An 18,865-nucleotide genomic window follows, 5' to 3' on the forward strand; every position below is an offset into this window, starting at 1 on the left:
CTCACTTGGTGGTGTCGTCCAGTTTCAGGGTGTCCAGATGAGAAAGGTAGTCCGGCAGGCGATCCGGGCAGTAGACGGCGATGGTGAGCGCGACGGCCTGAGCGGTGTCGTTGGGACCGATCACCGGACGCTGCCCCGGGCCCGCCGCGCCGTTGGTGATCGAGGCCTGGTATTTCGCCTTGATCAGCGGCGAACTCGGGTCCTGGCAGACCGAGCCGCCGTCCTCACCGAGCGCGTCCGCGATCACTCGCGTCTCCGGAGCGGGCAGACCCGCCGCCACCAGATTGTTGTGCAGCTGTTCGGCTTTGGCGGTGGCCTGGGTGCTCTCCCGGATGCCGCGGAAGGTGAGCAGGCCGATCAGCGCGAACACCACGAGCAGCGCACCGGCGGTGATATAGATCCAGCGGCGCTTGTGGTCGGGGGCGTCTCCGGTGGTCATGCCTTCTCCCCTTCCGGGACGGCGCGTTTCCAGCTCTCGCTGCGGTTTCGGTAGAACAGGTACGGGATGAGCAGGCCGACGATGCCCATGCCACCGCCGACGATCAGCACATAGATCCACGGACTGCCCGCGCCGAACTGCGAGGGCGGCACGAAGCCGATGGCGAAGGCCGCGATCGAGGACACCGCGCCGAGCCCACACAGCGCGAACAGCATCGGCGCCCGGTAGCCGCGTGGATGGTCGGGGTCGTCGCGGCGCAGTTTGGCGGCCGCGGCGAACATCAGCACGTACATGATCAGATACACCTGCGTGGTGATCACCGACAGAATCCAGTACGCGCTGGAGACATTGGGGATGAACGCGTAGAGCAGCGCGATGAATGTCGTGAACACACCCTGCGCTACCAGCATGTTCTGCTGCACGCCGTGCTTGTTCAGCTTGGTCAGGATCGGCGGCAGATAGCCCTCGCTGCGGCCGATCAGCAGCAGCCCCTTGGACGGTCCGGCCAGCCAGGTGAGCATGCCGCCCAGCGCCGCCGCCACCAGCGCGATGCCGACGATCGGGGTGAGGAAACCGATGCCGAAGTGGCTGAAGAAGCCGTCGAAGGCCTGCATCACGCCCGCGGTGAGACTCAGGCTCGCCGAGGGCACCACCCAGCTGATCGCCAGCGCGGGCAGGATGAAGATCACCAGCACCAGCCCCATCGCCAGGAACATCGCCTTGGGGAATTCCTTGGCGGGGTTGCGCAGCGAGGAGACGTGCACCGCGTTCATCTCCATGCCCGCGTAGGACAGGAAGTTGTTCACGATCAGCACCAGACTCGCCAGGCCGGTCCACGCGGGCAGCAGATGACTCGAATCCATCGGCGCCGCGGACGGATTGCCCTGCGCGAGGAACACCAGACCGAGCACCACCAGGACCGTGCCCGGAATGAGCGTGCCGATCACCAGGCCCATACTCGACAATCCGGCCACCGTCTTGGTGCCCTGCGAGGACACATACACCCCGGCCCAATAGACGGTGATGATCACGATCGCCACATACAACCCGTTGGACGCCAGCGAGGGATGGATGATGTAGGCGAAAGTGCTTGCCACATAGGCGAGCAGGCTCGGATAGTAGAAGATCGTCATGGCGAACTGGCACCAGACCGCGAGAAAGCCGAGCGGCTTGTTCAGCCCGTCCCCGACCCATTTGTAGACCCCACCCTCCCAGCCCGAGGCCAATTCCGCGGCGACCAGCGAGGTCGGCATGAGGAACAGGATCGCGGGAATCACGTAGAGGAATACACAGGCGAGGCCGTAGACCGCCATGGTGGGCGCCGAGCGGAGGCTGGCCACCGAACTCGTGGTCATCAGCGCCAGGGTGACCCAGGACAGATATTTCGTCGTCGTCGCGGCTTTCGTCGCGGTGCCCGTCATCAGCGCTGCCTCCTGCTGTGTACCGCACAACCCAAGGGAAACTCGCCCATGCATAGTAACCGCCGAGCATCCCGCCGGTAAGCTCGAAACGAGCACTGATGCTGTGAAATCGTTACCCGATCACCTCAGAGCAAACACCCGGCAGTGCACCCTCTCCCTGGAGGCAGACAGTGGCCGAGACTCCGGACCGCCATGACCTTTTCAGTCTTCCCGGCTTCACCCGTCCCGCCCCGCAGGGCGATTTCCCCACCCTGGAACTCACCCCCGACGTCGCCTACGAGATCGTGCACGACGAATTGATCCTCGACGGCGTCGCGCGCATGAACCTGGCGACCTTCTGCACCACCTGGATCGACGATCAGGCACATCGACTGATGGCCGAATCGGTGGACAAGAACATCGTCGACAAGGACGAATACCCGCAGACCGCCGAATTGGAGAAGCGCTGCGTGCGCATGCTCGCCGACCTGTGGCACGCCCCCGATCCGACCACCACGCTGGGCACCTCCACCACGGGTTCGAGTGAGGCCGCTATTCTGGGCGGGCTCGCCGCGAAATTCCGCTGGCGGGCCGAAGGCGGAACCGGAATGCCCAATCTGGTCAGCGGGCCGGTCCAGGTCTGTTGGGAAAAGTTCGCGCGCTATTTCGATGTGGAATTACGCCAGGTTCCGTTGCGCGCCGACAATTACACCCTGCATCCCGACGACCTGTCGAAATACTGCGACGACAACACCATCGCGGTGGTCCCCACCTTCGGCCAGACCTTCACCGGCCTGTTCGAGGACGTCGCCGCCATCAGCGCGGCCCTGGATCAGCTGCACGCCGGTGGCGGCCCCGACATCCCGATCCACGTCGACGCGGCCAGCGGCGGTTTCCTCGGCCCGTTCACCGCACCGGACCTGGTGTGGGACTTCCGGATACCGCGCGTGAAGTCCATCAACGCCTCCGGCCACAAGACCGGGCTCGCGCCGCTCGGGGTGGGCTGGGCGATCTGGCGGGAAGCCGAGGATCTGCCGCGTGAACTGGTCTTCGATGTCGACTATCTGGGTGGCAACATGCCCACCTTCAATCTGAATTTCTCGCGGCCCGGCGGGCAGGTCATCACGCAGTACTACGACTTCATCCGACTCGGCCGCACCGGATACACCCGCGTGCAGTCGGCGATCTACCTCGTCGCCCAGCATTTCGCGCGCCGCCTGGCCGAACTCGGCCCGTTCGAGTTGATCCACGCGGCCGACGCCGACCGGGGCATCACGGCAGTGGCCTGGAAACTCACCGACGGCGCGGACTACAACCTCTACGACCTGTCCGACCGGTTGCGCGCCCGTGGCTGGCTCATCGCCGCCTACCCGCTGCCCGCCGACCGGCAGGACGAGACCATCATGCGGGCGGTCTTCCGGCACGGCTTCACCGTCGACATGGCCGAATTGCTGCTGGCCGACATCGGCCGCGGCCTGCGTCAGCTGGCCGACAACCCGTGGCGCACCCCGCTCACCAAGGCACAGGCGGGCGGCTTCACCCACGACGCCGCCCCCGAAGTGCCGTGAAGGCCACCGCCGCGCTCGATCGCCCGCGCGCGCGGCGGTGGCGGTCTCAGGCGGCCCGCACCGCCGGGAACGGGTCCCAGCGGTAGACCTCGCTGCGCGCACCGTGATACAGCGCCAGGTCGACCGCGTCGAGCATCGCCTGGCGCGGACCCGGCCGCTGCAACTGCGCGGCCGAGATCGCCAGCCGCAGCACTCCGCCGCGCCGGGCGGTGCGCGCCGCGCCCATCACCAGCGCCCGGCACCACCACGGCTCGGCCCGGAAACCCTCACCGATCCCGTAGACCCGCGCGCGCTGGGTGGTGTCGCGTTCCAGATCGAGAATGCCGAACAGCCCCAGCGCGAGCCGGAAACCCACGTCCGGCAGCGCGTCCAGCGCACCGGAGGACGCGTCCCAGCGCGGCGCCGCGAACAGCCGGGTGCGCAACCGCACCTGTTCCATCACCCGATCCGCCGCCGTGAGCCGCAGCCCGGCCTCGTGCCGGGGCAGACTCGCGAACTCCGCGCGCCGCGACTTGGTGGCCGCCTGGTCGTAGCCGTGCAGCACGATCGCGTCGCCGTCGTGGCGCCTGCCCCGCAGCCAGGACTGCGTCGCCGGATCGTCGACCAGCCGGTACTTGCCCTTCAACCGGGGCGCCACCAGCAGCGACAACCGCACCGCCCGCCGATCCATCTCCGCCGCGAACTCGATCGCGGTATCCCGGGTGGTATCCCGGATCCCCGACACCGAAACGATCAGCTCAGCGTTCATGACCTGACGATGTCAGCCCGAGATGACACCCACGTGCTGCCCCGATGACGCGCCGACGAACGTCTCACCATCTCTGCCAGTGCAGCACCTCCTCGCGGGGCACCCGGACCGCGGGCTTGAAATCCGTGCCGCGCGTGAAGGCCAGCGGCAGGAAGGCCGCCAGCATCACCTTCTCGTACGGGACGCCGAGGATCGCGGCGAGTTCACGTTCCAGCGGCGCTTGCGCGGTGGTCCACACCGTGCCGAGCCCGCGCGCCCGCGCGGCCAGCATGAAGCTCCACACCGCGGGCAGGATCGAGCCCCACGTCCCCGCCTGGACCTCCACCGAGGCGCGGTCGGTGCGCCCCTCGACCGCCGGGATCACGAACGCGGGTACCCGGTGGATATTGTCGGCCAGGTAGCGCAAACCGTCGAAGACCCGGTCGGTGGAGCCGGGATCGACGCGCATCCGCTCGTGGTCCCTGGCCGTCAGCGGTGCGGCTTCGCCCAGCGTCAGTGCCCGCCGGAAGAGGTCGGCGAGCTCGCGTCGGCGCCGATCGTCGGTGACCACCAGGAAATGCCAGCGCTGCCGATTGCGCCCGGTCGGCGCCTGGGTGGCCAGGTCGACGCACTGCTCGATCAGTTCGCGAGGCACCGGACGGTCGAAGTCGAGCCGCTTGCGCACCGCCCTGGTGGTGGACAACAGCTGGTCAGGGGTCAGATCGAGGGTCATGCGCTCTCCTGGTGGACGAACTTGATCGTCTGTGGCCAAACTATCTGCGCTCAGATGATCTGACCGTAGAGCCCAGATCGTCTACCGTCAAACAATCTGCGCACAGATGATTTAATGGACGCACCCGATCGAGGAGCGCCATGTCGACCTACTTCCCCCGCCTCGCCGCCGAACGCCCCGACATCGCCCTGTGCCGGGCCTCGACCGCCGTGGCTCGCGCGGGCGAAGCGCACGCGAACGCGCAGGGGCTCGGCGTCGGCCAGCACCTGGTGCTCAAGATGCTCGCCGAGGTCGGTGCCTGCTCACAGCAGCAGCTCGCGGTCGAACTGCGCATCGACCGCAGTGTGATGGTGAACGTCTGCGACGACCTCGAACAGTCGGGATACGTTCGGCGCGAACGCAATCCACAGGACCGCCGCTCCTACGCCGTCACCCTGACCGACGCGGGCCGTGCGCGGCTCGCCGAAGCGGAACAGTCCACGCCCGACTTCCTGGACGAGGCTTTCGCCGCACTCACCCCCACCGAACGCCGCACGCTCACCGCGCTGCTCGGCAAACTACTCTCCCCGGAAACCCCTGCCTGACAACGAGAAAGGGCCCGACATCACCGCCCCCGACCCGCTCGTGCGGTGGCGGCGACGAGCAGCGGCCCGGCCCGTTTGGTGCGCCGCCGGATCAGCGCGGTCTCGACCCGCGTAATGGCGGGCAGCGCGGCCAGATCGACGGTGAGGAAGTCGTGCAGCCTTGTCGCGCTGGGCAGTTCGAGGATCACGAACACCGACCAGGACCCCGTGACGGTCGCCGCGAAAGCGACGCCGGGATGGGCTCGCAGGGTGTCGAGCACCTCACGCAGGCCCGCCGGGGCCACCGCCAGCCACACCAGAGCCTCCTCGGCATGACCGAACAGCGCGGGATCGATCTCGACCTCGAACGCCAGGACGCCCGCGGCCCGCCACCCCGCGAGCCTGCGCCGGACTGTCGGCTCCGACCACCCGGTCCTGGCGGCCAGTCGATGCAGGTCGGCCCGCCCGTCGAGGGCCAGTTCGTCGGCGAGAACCACATCGCGGTCTGTCCATTCAGCCTGTGCCACTTCCGGTTCCACTTCGCTGTCGGGCGGAGCGAGCGCGACCTGCTCGGCGCGGGTCAGCGCGTTCGTCCGCCCCGACCAACCCTCCGTACCCGCGACATAGCGAAGGACAGTGTGGGCCGAGAAGGCGCGGATATCGGGCAGCCTGGACAGCGCGCCGGTCAGATCGGTGCCGACCGGAGTGGCGAAGATGCCGGTGAGCTCTTGCCCGCCCGCCATCAGCGCGACCCACGAGGTATCGGGACGGCGCGAGAGCGCGGCGGCCAACTGCTCGTCGGCACCCGGGGCGCAGCGGATCAGCACCACCGTGTCGACCAGCCCGGCCCTGGCACTGTCCACCCGCCCGACGACGCGCAGTACCAGACGCGAACGCAACCGCTGATAGCGCCGCGCGATCGTGCGCTCGGAGACACCGAGCACGTCGGCGATGCGACGGAAGGGCGCGCGACCGTCGATCTGCAGGGCATGGATCAACCGGCGATCCAGGTCGTCGAGGTTGACGGATTCCATGATGTTCGGCCCATCGGATGTCGGATTCGGAAAACCTCATCCGATCTTAGTGTCCGATCCCGCACCGGAGCGCCGATGCTGAGGTCAGTCCCCGATCCGAAGGAGCCAGGAAATGCTGACCGTTCTCCCCATTCGCTACGTCGCCGATGTCGAGGCGACCCGCGCGTTCTACGCGGGTCTCGGCCTGACCTTCCGGCCGGACCTCAGCGTGCCGGTGTGGGCGCAGCTCGAGGCGGGCGCGGGCGCGCTCGGCATCCACGACGCGGCGGTGTCGAAGGGCAAGCCGCCCGGCACCACCGAACTGAACCTGGCCACCGACGAACCGCTCGAGGACGTGGCCGCCCGGCTCACCGGCGACGGGTACGCCGTCACCCTGCACGACGAGGACTTCGGGCGCAGCCTGCGCGTCACCGATCCGGACGGCGTCGTGGTGCAGATCCAGCAGCTGGTCATCGAGACCATGATCGAGTCGGCCGAGGCCGTGCGCTCCTGAACGGGCCGATCAGGCGTCGGCCAGGCCGACCCGGTCCAGCACCCAGGCGTACTCGAAGCCGACTTCCTTCCACTTCTCGTAGCGCCCGCTCACCCCGCCGTGGCCCGCGGTCATCTCCGTCTTGAGCAGCAGTTCGCTGTCACCGGTCTTGGTGGCGCGCAGCTTGGCGACCCACTTGGCCGGTTCCACATAGAGCACGCGGGTGTCGTTGAGGCTGGTGATGGCGAGGATGGCCGGGTAGTCCTTGGCCTCGACGTTCTCGTAGGGCGAGTACGACTTCATGTACTCGTAGACGTCCTTGTCCGCCAACGGGTTTCCCCACTCGTCCCATTCGATCACCGTCAGTGGCAGCGACGGGTCCAGGATCGAGGTGAGCGGGTCGACGAAGGGCACATTGGCCAGGATGCCGGTGAACAGCTCCGGCGCCAGGTTGGCCACCGCGCCCATCAGCAGGCCGCCCGCGCTGCCGCCGTCGGCGATGAGCCGGTCGGCGGCGGTGGCGCCGGTGTCGATGAGATGCTGTGCGCAGGAGACGAAGTCGGTGAAGGTGTTCTTCTTCTGCAGCGTCTTGCCGTGCTCGTACCAGAGCCTGCCCATCTCACCGCCACCGCGCACATGCGCCACCGCGAACACCATGCCGCGATCGAGCAGCGACAGCCGCGACACCGAGAACGACGGGTCGATGCTGGCCTCGTAGGACCCGTAGCCGTAGAGCAGCATCGGCTTCGGCCCCTCGGGCAGCCCGCGGCGCTTGATGATCGAGATCGGGATGCGGGTGCCGTCGTGCGCCACCGCCCAATCACGGTGCTGTTCATAGTCGTTCGCGTCGTAGCCGCCGAGCACCGGCTGTTCCTTGCGCAGCAGCAGCTCGCCGGTGGCGGGCACGTAGTCGAACACCTGCATCGGGGTGATGAACGAGGTGACGCCCACGCGCAGCGTCGGCTGCTCCCACTCCGGGCTCGAACCCGCACCGGCGGCGAACAATTCGAGGCCGAAGTCGAGTTCGGTGAGTTCGCCGTAGCCGTCGGCGGTGAGCGGCCAGACCGAGATGCGCGGCAGCGCGTCGCGCCGGTAGCCGAGCACCAGGTGGTCGGCGAAGGCGTCGATGTCCTCGAGTCGGACGTCCTCGCGGTGCCCGATCAGGATGGTCATGTCCGAGGGGTCGGTGGCGGGTGCCTCGGCGAGGACGAAGTTCTCCGCCTTCACACCGTCGACCACGTCGTTGTGCAGGATCAGGAAGCGGTCCTGGCCGCCGATCACCGCGTGCTCGGCCGAGTACTCCACACCCTCGCGGCGCTCGAGCAGCACCCGGAACTCGCCCTCGGGGTTGTCGGACTCGAGCACCCAGCCCTCGGTGGTGATCTTGGAACCGAGCCAGATCATCAGGTACTTCTCGGAGCGGGTGGCGCCCACGCTGACCCAGTAGCGCTCGTCGGGCTCGTGGAAGACCGTCACATCGGCGTCGGAGCCGGTGCCGATGCGGTGGCGCCACACGGTGTCGGGCCGCCACGACTCGTCGACGGTCTGATAGAAGATGTGCGTGCCGTCCAGCGACCAGGTGGCCCCCGGCGCCGCGCCCGCGATCTCGTCGGGCAGCAGTTCGCCGGTGGTCAGGTCCTTGATCCGCAGGGTGTAGCGCTCGTCACCGGTGCTGTCGACGGAGTACGCCAGCAGTTTGCCGTCGTGGCTGAGCGAGAACGCGCCGAGCGCGAAGAAGTCCAGACCCTCGGCGAGCACATTGCTGTCGAGCAGCATTTCCTCGCCCTCGATCACGGTGTCGACCTCGAGCTGCGGCGGGGTCCACGCGTCGATGCCCTCGGCGTCGGCGTCGATCGGACAGCGGCAATGCACGCCGTACTGCTTGCCCTCGAAGCTGCGCGAGTAGTACCAGTACTCGCCCAGTCGGGTCGGCACCGACAGGTCGGTCTCCTGGGTGCGCGCCTTGATCTCGTCGAAGATCTTGTCCCGCAGCGGCTGCAACTGCCCGGTCCGCGCCTCGGTGTAGGCGTTCTCGGCCTCCAGGTACGTGATGACCTCGGGGGATTCCTTGTCCCGCAGCCACTCGTACTCGTCGACGAAGGTATCGCCGTGATGCACCCGTTCGGTGGGTACTTTCTTCGCGATCGGCGCCGACACCGACTCAACATTCTCGCCAGCCATGCGCTCCACCGTAGCCGCCGCACTCCCGCGCGGCCCGCCAACTCACCCGGTCACCGCCCGTCCCGGTTCAGCCGGGCACCGGCTCGAAGCGCAGAGGTGGCATCGGCACCGGACGCGAACCCTCCCGCAGCGAGCGCGCCCCCGCGACGCCGACCAGCGACGCCGCGACCGCCGGACCCACCGGCACCAGCGGTGCCGCACCGCGCTCGATACTCGCGCGGAACCCCTCGAGGATCCGCACGGTGCCGACAGCCTCCGGGTCGATCGGGGTTCCGTCCGGCAGCGTCGAACGCGGCGGTTCGCGCTCCTCGTCCCTGGCGTCGCCGGTCCAGTCCTCCCGACGGACCCGCACCGACCAGGCGCGCGCACCCGGCGCCCGCACCGATTCGGCCAACCCCTCGCTGCCACGCACCGACACCCAACTCCAATGACTGTCCGGCTCACCCTGGAGGAAGCCGTGCCGGGAGATCGCCAGCCCGCCGCCGCTGAGCCGGACCAGCATGACCACGGCGGACCTGGCATCGGCGGTGTCTACCGGGAAGGCGGTCACCTCGACCGGCAGTTCGCCGGTCAGGGCGAGGATCGGAGACAGGGTGTGGGTGCAGTACGCGGTGGACGCGATGCGGCCGCGCCAGTGGCCGGGGTCGCCGATCAGGGCGGTGACGTCGTCGGGGGACATGCCGTGCAGGTAGTCGGCCTCGATCGAGGTCACCCGGCCGACCTCACCCGCCGCCACCGCCTGCCGGATCAGCTCGACATGCGGGTGGAAGACGTAGTTCTCGGCGAACGAATAGCTCGCCGGGGAACGTCGCTCGGCCGCCAGCAGCGCCGCCGCCTGCCACTCGTCGGCGCAGGCCGCGGCTTCGGAGAGCACGTGGACACCGCGATCGAGGAAGGTGATGGCCAGGGGCGCGTGTTCGTCGAAGTCGTTGGCGAGGACGACGCCGTCGAGGTCGAGCCCCAGCAGGGCCTCCCACTCGTCGACCAGGGCGACACCCGGCAGGTGCTCGGCCGCCTCGGCGCGCCGGATGGGGTCACGGTCGCAGGCGGCCACCACGTCCATCCCGAGACGGCGACACCAGGTGCCCAGGAAGGCGCCCATCCCCAGCCCGACCACGCCGAGGCGCACGGGGCCTTCTTCTCTGTTCAGCACGGGCGGCAGCATAGGAAACCACCAGTTTCGATATCAAGGGAATTTCCGCCCCGAACAGACGACGGCCCGGCTCCGCGGGGGAACCGGGCCGTTCGAGCGGTCTCAGGCGCCCAGCGCCCCGCCGATGACCGGCCAGGAGGCGTGCAGCGCGTCCTGCCAGTAGGACCAGGAGTGGGTGCCGACCGGGTGGTAGTCGATCTTGGCGCCGATCCCCGCGGCCCGCAGCCGCTGATCGAAGGCGACCATGCAGGTGTTCACGCCCAGTTCGATCGGACCACCGAGGAAGATGTTCTCCGCCAGCTGCGGCTTGATCTCGGCCTCGTGCGGGCCGGGGATGCCGGTGCCGGTCGACAGGTACAGCGCCTTGCCGCGCAGCCCCTCGACCATCAGCGCCGGATCGTGGGCGGCCCAGTCCGGGCTGCCGGGCGCGCCCCACATGTTCACCGGATTGCCGCCGCGATTGGCGATCGAGAACATGATCGCCGCCGCCGCCATCGCACTGTCGGGACACGCGCTGTATCCGGCGACCGCGCGGTAGAGACCGGGGTGCCGGGCGGCCAGGATGTAGGCGGCGTTGCCGCCCATCGACAGGCCGCCGATGCCGTTGACGCCGTTGCCGTTGAACTGGCCGTCGATCAGGCCGGGCAGTTCCTGGGTGAGGAAGGTTTCCCACTTGTACCGGCCGAAACGCGGGTCGTCGGCGATCCAGTCGGTGTAGTAACTGGCCTGACCGCCCATCGGCAGCACCACATTGACGTTCTTGCCACGGAAGAACGCCTCGGCGTCGGTGGCATTGGTCCAGGTGCTCTGACCGATACCCGGGTCGAGCCCGTCGAGCAGGTAGTACGTGCCGCGCGAACCGCCACCGGCCGGATGCAGAACCTGGAGATCGACATTGCGCCCCATCGCGGGCGAGGTCACCGTGATGGCCGTGCGGGTGGGGCTGAGCTCGTTCACCCCGACGATCTGCGCCGCACCGGCGGGTGCGGGGTGCACCACCGCCGGTCCGATCAACGCGATGGCGAAAGCCAGCACTGAAGCAGCAACACCTGTACGACGCACGTCCCACCCTCCATTACCGCATGCCAATGACAGTCCAAGGTAACCCATGAGTGGGGGAAGTCACAGCATTCGGCGTTTCGGGCGTTTCTTCAGCAAACTTCGCGGTTTGTAATGACCGGTTCGCCCGAAATCGCAGGTCAGCGGGCGAGTGCGCCGCGAATCGAGCCAGCGAGATAGTCGAGATCGGCGCGGGCGGGCGAACTCGGGCGCGCGCGCAACCCGAAGCCGTCACCGGGGCGGCGTGGGATCACGTGCAGGTGCACGTGGAAGATCTCCTGCCCGGCCGTGACGCCGTCGGCGAGAAAGAAATTCACGCCGTCGGCGGCGACTTCGCTGTCACGCAGGGCAGCCGCGATCCGCTGGCCGACCTGGAACAGCTTGCCGCCCAGGGCCGGATCGAGATCGGCCAGACTCGGCGCGACCGCCTTGGGCACCACGAGCACATGGCCGGGTGTCACAGGGCGAATGTCCATGAACGCCAACACCTCATCGTCCTCGTAGACGTTCGAGGACGGCGCGCGACCGGCGATGATGTCAGCGAAAATCGTGTACGGATTCACGCCGGTACGGTACCGAAACCCGCGCACGAACCCCCGCCACCGACGCCTCAGCGGCGACAGCGGCGGGCTCGTCCGCACGACGGCTCAGAGAATCGGCGACGGCGTGTAGCGCGCGGCCTCGGGGTTGGCCTCGACCAGCTTCTGCACCTGCGCGACCACCTCGGACACCTGGTCCGCGGCCGCGCCGATGAACGCCGACTTGTCGGCCAGCGCGGCGTCGAGTCCGGCGCGATCCAGCGGCATCCGGTCGTCGGCGGCCAGGCGATCCAGCAGGTCAGGCTCGCGGCCCTGCTCGCGCATGGCCAGCGCCACCGCCACGGCGTGCTCCTTGATGACCTCGTGCGCGGTCTCGCGCCCGACGCCCGCGCGCACCGCCGCCATGAGGATGCGGGTGGTGGCCAGGAACGGCAGGTAGCGGTCGAGCTCGCGCGCGACCACCGCCGGGTAGGCACCGAATTCGGCGAGCACGGTCAGGAAGGTCTCCATCATGCCGTCGATGGCGAAGAAGGCGTCCGGCAGTGCGACGCGGCGCACCACCGAGCAGAACACGTCACCCTCGTTCCACTGCGCGCCCGAGAGCTCGGCCGCCATCGAGGCGTAGCCGCGCAGCACCACCTGCAGGCCGTTGACGCGCTCGCAGGAGCGGGTGTTCATCTTGTGCGGCATGGCCGAGGAGCCCACCTGACCCGGCTGGAAACCCTCGGTGACCAGCTCGTGCCCGGCCATCAGCCGAATCGTGTGCGCGAACGACGACGGGCCCGCGCCCAGCTGCACCAGCGCCGAGAGCACATCGAAGTCCAGCGAGCGCGGATACACCTGGCCGACGCTGGTGAACACCGACGCGAACCCGAGATGGGTCGCCACCTGGCGCTCGAGCGCGGCGAGTTTGCCCGCGTCACCGTCGAGCAGGTCGAGCATGTCCTGGGCGGTGCCCATCGGGCCCTTGATCCCGCGCAGCGGGTAGCGCTCGATCAGCTCGCGCAGCCGGGTCAGCGCGACGAGCACCTCGTCGGCGGCGGAGGCGAAGCGCTTGCCCAGCGTGGTGGCCTGCGCGGCGACATTGTGCGAGCGCCCGGCCATCACCAGCGTCTGGTACTCGGCGGCCCGCTCGCCCAGCCGCGCCGCGATGGCGACGCCGTGCTTGTAGACGTGCTCGAGCGACAGGCGCACCTGCAGCTGCTCGACGTTCTCGGTGAGGTCGCGGCTGGTCATGCCCTTGTGCACGTGCTCGTGCCCGGCCAGCGCGTTGAACTCCTCGATGCGCGCCTTCACGTCGTGGCGGGTCACCCGCTCGCGCTCGGCGATAGACGCGAGATCCACGTGGTCGATGACCCGCTCGTAGTCCTCGATCACCCCCGCCGGAACCTCGATCCCCAGCTCACTCTGGGCCCGCAACACCTCCAGCCACAGCCTGCGCTCGAGCACGATCTTGTTCTCGGGCGACCAGAGCGCGACGAGCTCCGGGCTGGCGTATCGGGTGGCGAGGACATTCGGGACGAGGGTCACGAACGCTCAGTCTAGTTGCCGCACCCGCTCGGGCTGCTGGGGCATCAGGTTCGGGACCACGGGCGGGGCGACGATGTCGATCATCTCCAGCAGACCGGCCCTGGCGGGGCGGCGGGGCTCGGATTGTCCTTCGATCAGCGCGCCGACGACCGCGCTGTCGACCACGGCGACGAGTCTGCGCAACTGCTCGGGGCGCACCACTCGGTCGGAGCGGCGCAGCACGTCGGCGAGCAGTTCTTCGAGCTGGGTGCGTAGTCGGAGCTGGACCTCGCGTAATTCGGGGTGCCGGGCGGAGGCGACGGAGCGTTCGTAGCGGGCGATCAGCTGACCGCGCGCGTCGAGATCGCTGTCGTCGGGCCCGACGAGGAGGTCGAGCACCAGGTCGACGGTCGCCTCGGCGCCGCGCCTGCGGTGACTCACCTCGCCGACGCGACGGCGCATCGCGTCCAGCTCGATCGCGCCGCTGAACTCGACGGCGCGGGCGATCAGATCTTCCAGGGACTCGAAGTAGTAGGTGGTCGAGGCGAGCGGAAGATCGGCCCGCGACGCCACCGACCGATGTCGCACCGCATCGAAGCCACCTTCGAGCAGGAGTTCAGCCGCCGCCGCCACCAGTGCCTGGCGACGTCGTTCGCCTTTGGGGGTCGTTGCGGTGGTCACCGTGCCATCGTGCCAGTCATCATCAGTTCAACCGTGCGCAATCGTCATCGGGGAAACGCTGGGAAATCGGGATAACTGATTTTTACCGCATCCTGGCACCGAAGTGTTCGTACTAGGGAAAGTTGTTGTCGCACATCACTGTTGACAGACGAACTGGTCAGTACTTCAGGAAGCGTCCCAACCGGTCCAGCGCTGCGGCGATGTCGTCGGTGGCACCGGCGAAGGAGAACCGGACTGTTCGGTCGCCGTGCACGGTGTCGAAATCGAGTCCGGGCGCCAGTGCGACGCCGGTCTCGGCCAGCACCTCGGCGCACCAGGCGCGCGAGTCGTCGGTCAGGTGGGTGATGTCGGCGTAGGCGTAGAAGGCGCCGTCGGCGGGGGCCAGGTCGGTGATGCCGAGCGCGGGCAAACCTTCGAGCAGCAGCGCGCGGTTGGTGGCGTAGCGGCGCACGTGTCCGTCGAGTTCGTCCTTGGCCTCCGGGCCGAAGGCGTGCACCGCCGCGTACTGGGAGATGGCGGGCGGGCACACGGTCATATTGGAGGCCAGGCGTTGCAGCGCCGGGCGCAGGTCGGCCGGGGCCAGCATCCAGCCGAGTCGCCAGCCGGTCATCGAGAAGTACTTCGACACCGAGCCGATCACCACCGCGTCGCGGGAGAACTCCCAGGCCGAGGCGGTCGGCGTGCTCGCGCCGTAGGTGATGCCGTGATAGATCTCGTCGGAGATCAGCAGCGTGCCGTGCCGCTCGCACCAGCGTGCCAGCGCGGCGAGTTCGGCCGGGTCGATCATGGTGCCGGTGGGGTTGGCCGGGCTCGCGACCACCAGACCGGCGGGCGGTTCCGGCAGCGCCTCGAGCATGGCGACGGTCGGCTGGAAACGGGTCTGCGGGCCGCAGTCGAGTTCGACGACACGGCAGCCCAGCGCCGTCAGCGTGTTGCGGTAAGCGGGATAGCCCGGGCGGGCCACCACCACCGTGTCGCCCGCGTCGAAGGCCGCCAGGAAGATCAGCGTGAACGCACCGGAGGAGCCGGTGGTCACCACGACCTCGTCCGGATGCACGTCGTAGCCGTAGGTCTCGCTGTGATGGCCCGCGATGGCCTCGCGCAACGGCAGGATGCCGAAGGTCTCGGTGTAGCCCAGCAACTCGTGATCGATCGCGGCCCTGGTGGCGCGCAACACCGGCGCCGGTGCCTGGGTGGAGGGCTGCCCCGCCGCCAGGACCAGCACATCTCCGTGCGACCGGGCGCGTTCGGCTGCCGCTTTCCACACATCCATCACGTAGAAAGGGGGAATGGTCGACCGGCGCGATTCTCTGGACACTCGACAGACGGTAGAGCACCCGATTGCGCGCGTTCACAGATATGGTCGGCACAATGGCTTCGACAGCGAATACGCAGCCACCGGCACGGCCCCTGGGGGCCGTGTCGGGAGCGGGGCGCGGGGGCGATATGCGGACATCGACGGTGAGTGCGTGCGGGCCGGGCGGTGATGTGCGATGAGGTCGTTGCTCAGAGCCGGGCGGCGAGGCGCGGAGGACCCGTCCCCGCGCGCCGACATCGCCGAGGACGAACCGACGGTGTCCGCCGACCTGTCCACGTCCGACGATGCCGCGCGACCGTCGTCCGAGAGCCGGAGGACATCACGTCCCGCCCTGGTCAACGGCCGTCTCCTCCCCGCGAACTGGCGCACCGAGCAGCCCGCGAAAGCCGGTGTGACGGAGCGCTTCTCCACCTGGGCGGCCCGATACCCCGTCACGGGCGAACTGCGCCGCGGCGAGGTGGGCAAGGTGTTCTGGCAGCGCCCCAAGGCGCGCGTCGAGGCGCTGTGGGCACAGCGACCCACCCCGGACCGGTTGCGTCACGTGCTGATCGAGCGTCGGGTACTGATCGCCGGAATGGCGGCGGTCGCCCTGTTCGCCGCGGCCGACGGCCACCTCGGTGACGCACTCACCCAGTACCCACCCTCACCGGGCGAGGCCCAGCGCGTGGCGATCGCCTATCCCCCGCAGGTCCCACCCAACCCGCAGTCGGCGGCCCGCATGCTCGCCGCCATCGCCAAGGGCGAGAAGCGCCGCGAGGCGGGCGTCGTCGCCGCGGCCACCCTGGCCACCCTCGAACGCGCCAAGGCCGAAGCGGCCGCCGCGGCCTCCGGTGAGTGGCAGCCGTGGATGGGCGAGCGCGCACCGGTGGTCCCGGGCGTGCTCGTGCCCGGCTCGACCCCCTCGACCGGCGGTTTCAGCCTCCCCGCCAAGGGCGCGTTCACCTCGGGTTTCGGCTCACGCTGGGGCACCATGCACCGCGGCATCGACATCGCCGCCCCCATCGGCAGCCCGATCTACGCCGTCGCCGACGGCACCGTCATCGAGGCGGGCCCCGCCCAGGGCTTCGGCCTGTGGGTCCGCATCAAACACGACGACGGCACCATCAGCATCTACGGCCACATGTACGACTTCATCGTCTCCCCCGGCGAACGCGTCCCCGCGGGCATGCAGATCGCGCGCATCGGCAACCGCGGCGACTCCACCGGCCCCCACCTGCACTTCGAGATCGTCCAGAACGGCCAGCACGTCGACCCCCAGGCCTGGCTCGCCCTGCACGGACTCAGCCTGACCTGACCGTGGTCGATGTCGACCTACTTCGCGCGCTCCGGCACGACCACCTCGGTGGCGCCGATATCGGTGCGGAAGTGGCTGCCCGGCAGCTTGATCTGGGACAGGCGGGCGTAGGCGCGTTCGCGGGCTTCGGCCAGATCGGCGCCGACACCGACCACGTTCAGCACCCGGCCCCCCGCCGAGACCAGCGACTTGTCCTCGCGCAGGGCGGTACCCGCGTGCATGACCAAGGTCTCGCCCTCGAGCGCGCTGTCCTCGGCACCGCTGATGACGTCACCGGTGCGCGGCCGCGCCGGATAGTTCTCGGCGGCCAGCACCACGGTGATCGCGGCGCCGTCCTTCCAGCGCGGCGCCTCGACCTCGGCCAGCCGACCGGTCGCGGTGGCGTGCAGCAGTTCGGCGAACGGGCTGTCGAGCAGCGCCAGCACGGCCTGGGTCTCGGGATCACCGAAGCGGCAGTTGAATTCGACCACGGCCGGACCGTTGGTCCCGATCGCCAGCCCCGCGTACAGCAGTCCGGAGAACGCGCTACCCCGGCGGACCAGCTCGGCCGCAACGGGTTTCACCACGTCCTCGACGATCTCGGTGAGCGTCTCGGCGGGCAGCCACGGCAGCGGCGTGTAGGCGCCCATGCCACCGGTGTTGGGTCCGGAATCACCGTCGCCGACGCGCTTGTGGTCCTGCGCGGGCAGCAGCGGCACCACCGTCTCCCCGTCGACCAGGCAGAACAGCGACACCTCCGGCCCGTCCAGGAACGACTCCAGCAGCACCGGATGTCCCTGCTCGAGCAGCTCGGCACCGTGCTCGCGCGCGGCCGCGCGGTCGGCGGTCACCACCACGCCCTTGCCCGCGGCCAGACCGTCGTCCTTGACCACCCAGGTCGGGCCGAAGCGGTCCAGCGCGGCGTCGAGCTCGGCCGGGTTGTCCACGATCTCGCTGTGCGCGGTCCGCACGCCCGCGGCCGCCATCACGTCCTTGGCGAACGCCTTGGACCCTTCGATCCGCGCCGCGTCGGCCGACGGGCCGAACACCGGAAACCCGGCCGCGCGCACCGCGTCGGCGATCCCGAGCACCAGCGGCACCTCGGGCCCGATCACCACCAGGTCGGCGGCCACGTCGGTGGCGAGCGCCACCACGGCCTCGGCCGAGCACGGATCGACCGCGCGCAGTTCGGCGTGCTGGCCGATCCCCGGGTTGCCGGGGGCCGCGATCACCGCCGTCACCGAGGGATCCCGGCGCAGCGCCAGGACGAGGGCATGTTCACGGGCTCCGGAACCGATGACGAGTACGCGCACGCAGACAGATTAATCGAGCACAATGGAGCCAAGAGTCATCGGGGCGAAGGGGACACCATCATGGGACTGCTCGACGGAATGATGGGCAACGCGGGTCGCGTCGACCCCGCTGCCGCACAACAGGAGTACGCGAAGCTCTTCGGCCAAGGCGAGCAAGTGTATTCGGCGTTCCTGCTGGTCCGCGACGCGATGCTGTTCACCAACCGCCGCCTGATCATGGTCGACAAGCAGGGCGTCACCGGTCGCAAGGTGAGCTACCACAGCATCCCGTACCGCTCCATCACCCGCTTCGCGGTGGAGACCGCGGGCACCTTCGACCTCGACGCCGAGCTCTACATCTGGGTCGGCAGCAGCCAGGAACCGCTCAAACAGCGCTTCAACCGCCAGGTCGACATCTACGAGGTGCAGGGCATCCTGTCCCACTTCGTCGCCATCTGAGCTCAGCGCCGCGCCGCCCGCATCGCCGCCACGGCGAGCAGCACGGCCAGCAGCCAGAGCACCGCACCCATCGGCACCGCCGGAAACCACGGCCCGACGCCGTCCGGGAACTCCGCCGCGCGCGGAACGAGCAGCCCGAGCACCACCTGGGCGAACACACTCGCCGCGGCGACCACCGGCCACCACCGCGGCCGCCGCCCGCCCGACCCGCGCACCCACAGCGCCGCCCCGAGCGCGGGCACGGCCATCAGCGCCGCCGTCAACGGCACCACCCACACCAACTGCCCGACGACCGGCAGCGTCACGGTGGTCAACTGCACCACCCACACCACGACGACCAGCACCGGAATCACCACGAACCCCAGCCAGAGCCACCCGCGAATCCACCGTGCGCTGACCGGGTCCAGCCCCGTACCCACCTGCACCACAGCCGGTTCCTCCCTGCCTGGGCAAGAGCTAGGCTCG

19 protein-coding genes are annotated in these 18,865 nt (G+C 69.1%); 5 read left to right on the forward strand and 14 right to left on the reverse strand.

The features are described from left to right. Position 1 precedes the first annotated feature (1 nt). Complete coding sequence (locus QC180_RS22425; protein WP_278264757.1) at positions 2 to 439, reverse strand: hypothetical protein; 438 nt, start codon at positions 437 to 439, stop codon at positions 2 to 4. Beyond that, positions 436 to 1,860: a glutamate/gamma-aminobutyrate antiporter GadC gene (gene gadC, locus QC180_RS22430; RefSeq protein ID WP_278264758.1), complete on the reverse strand. Its 1,425-nt coding sequence runs from the start codon at positions 1,858 to 1,860 to the stop codon at positions 436 to 438. Before gadC ends, QC180_RS22425 begins: the two co-directional genes overlap by 4 nt. A gap of 170 nt (positions 1,861 to 2,030) precedes the next feature. Between gadC and gad the strand changes: the two genes are divergently transcribed. Further along, positions 2,031 to 3,407, forward strand: coding sequence for a glutamate decarboxylase (gene gad, locus QC180_RS22435; RefSeq protein ID WP_278264759.1), 1,377 nt, complete (start codon positions 2,031 to 2,033; stop codon positions 3,405 to 3,407). A 46-nt stretch (positions 3,408 to 3,453) separates the two neighbouring features. On the opposite strand, the gene QC180_RS22440 is transcribed toward gad, so the two are convergent. Both QC180_RS22440 and QC180_RS22445 read right to left on the reverse strand, forming a co-directional pair. Further along, positions 3,454 to 4,155, reverse strand: a complete 702-nt coding sequence (locus QC180_RS22440) for a DUF2334 domain-containing protein (RefSeq protein ID WP_278264760.1) — start codon at positions 4,153 to 4,155, stop codon at positions 3,454 to 3,456. A gap of 64 nt (positions 4,156 to 4,219) precedes the next feature. Beyond that, positions 4,220 to 4,867 carry a nitroreductase family protein gene (locus QC180_RS22445; protein ID WP_278264761.1) on the reverse strand — a complete coding sequence of 216 codons (648 nt, stop codon included), beginning with the start codon at positions 4,865 to 4,867 and terminating at the stop codon, positions 4,220 to 4,222. A gap of 140 nt (positions 4,868 to 5,007) precedes the next feature. Between QC180_RS22445 and QC180_RS22450 the strand changes: the two genes are divergently transcribed. Continuing rightward, positions 5,008 to 5,451, forward strand: a complete 444-nt coding sequence (locus QC180_RS22450) for a MarR family winged helix-turn-helix transcriptional regulator (protein WP_278264762.1) — start codon at positions 5,008 to 5,010, stop codon at positions 5,449 to 5,451. A gap of 20 nt (positions 5,452 to 5,471) precedes the next feature. On the opposite strand, the gene QC180_RS22455 is transcribed toward QC180_RS22450, so the two are convergent. After that, positions 5,472 to 6,464 carry an Lrp/AsnC family transcriptional regulator gene (locus QC180_RS22455; protein WP_278264763.1) on the reverse strand — a complete coding sequence of 331 codons (993 nt, stop codon included), beginning with the start codon at positions 6,462 to 6,464 and terminating at the stop codon, positions 5,472 to 5,474. A gap of 112 nt (positions 6,465 to 6,576) precedes the next feature. Between QC180_RS22455 and QC180_RS22460 the strand changes: the two genes are divergently transcribed. Further along, positions 6,577 to 6,957, forward strand: coding sequence for a VOC family protein (locus QC180_RS22460; protein WP_278264764.1), 381 nt, complete (start codon positions 6,577 to 6,579; stop codon positions 6,955 to 6,957). 9 nt (positions 6,958 to 6,966) lie between these two features. On the opposite strand, the gene QC180_RS22465 is transcribed toward QC180_RS22460, so the two are convergent. From QC180_RS22465 to QC180_RS22495, 7 genes are all read right to left on the reverse strand, one after another. Continuing rightward, a complete protein-coding gene (locus QC180_RS22465) occupies positions 6,967 to 9,117 on the reverse strand; it encodes a S9 family peptidase (RefSeq protein WP_278264765.1) in 2,151 nt (716 codons plus the stop codon). Positions 9,118 to 9,184: 67 nt separating this feature from the next. Then, positions 9,185 to 10,270 carry a Gfo/Idh/MocA family protein gene (locus QC180_RS22470; protein WP_278264766.1) on the reverse strand — a complete coding sequence of 362 codons (1,086 nt, stop codon included), beginning with the start codon at positions 10,268 to 10,270 and terminating at the stop codon, positions 9,185 to 9,187. A gap of 102 nt (positions 10,271 to 10,372) precedes the next feature. Then, positions 10,373 to 11,305, reverse strand: a complete 933-nt coding sequence (locus QC180_RS22475; protein ID WP_278264767.1) for an alpha/beta hydrolase — start codon at positions 11,303 to 11,305, stop codon at positions 10,373 to 10,375. Between the two features lie 164 nt (positions 11,306 to 11,469). Beyond that, positions 11,470 to 11,892, reverse strand: coding sequence for an HIT family protein (locus tag QC180_RS22480; RefSeq protein ID WP_278264768.1), 423 nt, complete (start codon positions 11,890 to 11,892; stop codon positions 11,470 to 11,472). An 84-nt stretch (positions 11,893 to 11,976) separates the two neighbouring features. Next, positions 11,977 to 13,398 (reverse strand): adenylosuccinate lyase, encoded by a 1,422-nt coding sequence (gene purB / locus QC180_RS22485; RefSeq protein ID WP_278264769.1) that lies wholly within the window; start codon positions 13,396 to 13,398, stop codon positions 11,977 to 11,979. Positions 13,399 to 13,404: 6 nt separating this feature from the next. Further along, positions 13,405 to 14,058 (reverse strand): TetR/AcrR family transcriptional regulator, encoded by a 654-nt coding sequence (locus QC180_RS22490; protein ID WP_278264770.1) that lies wholly within the window; start codon positions 14,056 to 14,058, stop codon positions 13,405 to 13,407. A gap of 157 nt (positions 14,059 to 14,215) precedes the next feature. Further along, entirely contained in the window at positions 14,216 to 15,376 is a 1,161-nt protein-coding gene (locus QC180_RS22495) for a pyridoxal phosphate-dependent aminotransferase (RefSeq protein WP_278264771.1), read from the reverse strand. Positions 15,377 to 15,551: 175 nt separating this feature from the next. On the opposite strand from QC180_RS22495, the gene QC180_RS22500 reads away from it, so the two are divergent. Continuing rightward, positions 15,552 to 16,670 carry a M23 family metallopeptidase gene (locus tag QC180_RS22500; protein WP_278264772.1) on the forward strand — a complete coding sequence of 373 codons (1,119 nt, stop codon included), beginning with the start codon at positions 15,552 to 15,554 and terminating at the stop codon, positions 16,668 to 16,670. A gap of 17 nt (positions 16,671 to 16,687) precedes the next feature. Here the strand turns inward: QC180_RS22500 and purD are convergent, their stop codons facing one another. After that, positions 16,688 to 17,962: a phosphoribosylamine--glycine ligase gene (purD, locus tag QC180_RS22505; RefSeq protein WP_278264773.1), complete on the reverse strand. Its 1,275-nt coding sequence runs from the start codon at positions 17,960 to 17,962 to the stop codon at positions 16,688 to 16,690. A 60-nt stretch (positions 17,963 to 18,022) separates the two neighbouring features. On the opposite strand from purD, the gene QC180_RS22510 reads away from it, so the two are divergent. Then, on the forward strand, positions 18,023 to 18,400 hold the full coding sequence (locus tag QC180_RS22510) for a PH domain-containing protein (protein WP_278264774.1): 378 nt from the start codon (positions 18,023 to 18,025) through the stop codon (positions 18,398 to 18,400). Between the two features lie 2 nt (positions 18,401 to 18,402). Here QC180_RS22510 and QC180_RS22515 read toward each other — a convergent pair whose 3' ends face one another. Continuing rightward, positions 18,403 to 18,828, reverse strand: a complete 426-nt coding sequence (locus QC180_RS22515) for a hypothetical protein (protein ID WP_278264775.1) — start codon at positions 18,826 to 18,828, stop codon at positions 18,403 to 18,405. Positions 18,829 to 18,865: the final 37 nt, after the last annotated feature.

This window comes from Nocardia anocheti (assembly GCF_029675105.1).
In the GTDB taxonomy this organism is placed as follows: domain Bacteria; phylum Actinomycetota; class Actinomycetes; order Mycobacteriales; family Mycobacteriaceae; genus Nocardia.

What these genes read in the sequence shown, in the direction of transcription:
- QC180_RS22425 (WP_278264757.1), bottom strand. Translation starts at nt 439, where the DNA reads ATGACCACCGGAGACGCCCCCGACCACAAGCGCCGCTGGATCTATATC.
- QC180_RS22510 (WP_278264774.1), top strand. Translation starts at nt 18,023, where the DNA reads ATGGGACTGCTCGACGGAATGATGGGCAACGCGGGTCGCGTCGACCCC.
- QC180_RS22455 (WP_278264763.1), bottom strand. Translation starts at nt 6,464, where the DNA reads ATGGAATCCGTCAACCTCGACGACCTGGATCGCCGGTTGATCCATGCC.
- QC180_RS22460 (WP_278264764.1), top strand. Translation starts at nt 6,577, where the DNA reads ATGCTGACCGTTCTCCCCATTCGCTACGTCGCCGATGTCGAGGCGACC.
- QC180_RS22465 (WP_278264765.1), bottom strand. Translation starts at nt 9,117, where the DNA reads ATGGCTGGCGAGAATGTTGAGTCGGTGTCGGCGCCGATCGCGAAGAAA.
- QC180_RS22445 (WP_278264761.1), bottom strand. Translation starts at nt 4,867, where the DNA reads ATGACCCTCGATCTGACCCCTGACCAGCTGTTGTCCACCACCAGGGCG.
- gadC (WP_278264758.1), bottom strand. Translation starts at nt 1,860, where the DNA reads ATGACGGGCACCGCGACGAAAGCCGCGACGACGACGAAATATCTGTCC.
- QC180_RS22500 (WP_278264772.1), top strand. Translation starts at nt 15,552, where the DNA reads ATGAGGTCGTTGCTCAGAGCCGGGCGGCGAGGCGCGGAGGACCCGTCC.
- QC180_RS22440 (WP_278264760.1), bottom strand. Translation starts at nt 4,155, where the DNA reads ATGAACGCTGAGCTGATCGTTTCGGTGTCGGGGATCCGGGATACCACC.
- QC180_RS22450 (WP_278264762.1), top strand. Translation starts at nt 5,008, where the DNA reads ATGTCGACCTACTTCCCCCGCCTCGCCGCCGAACGCCCCGACATCGCC.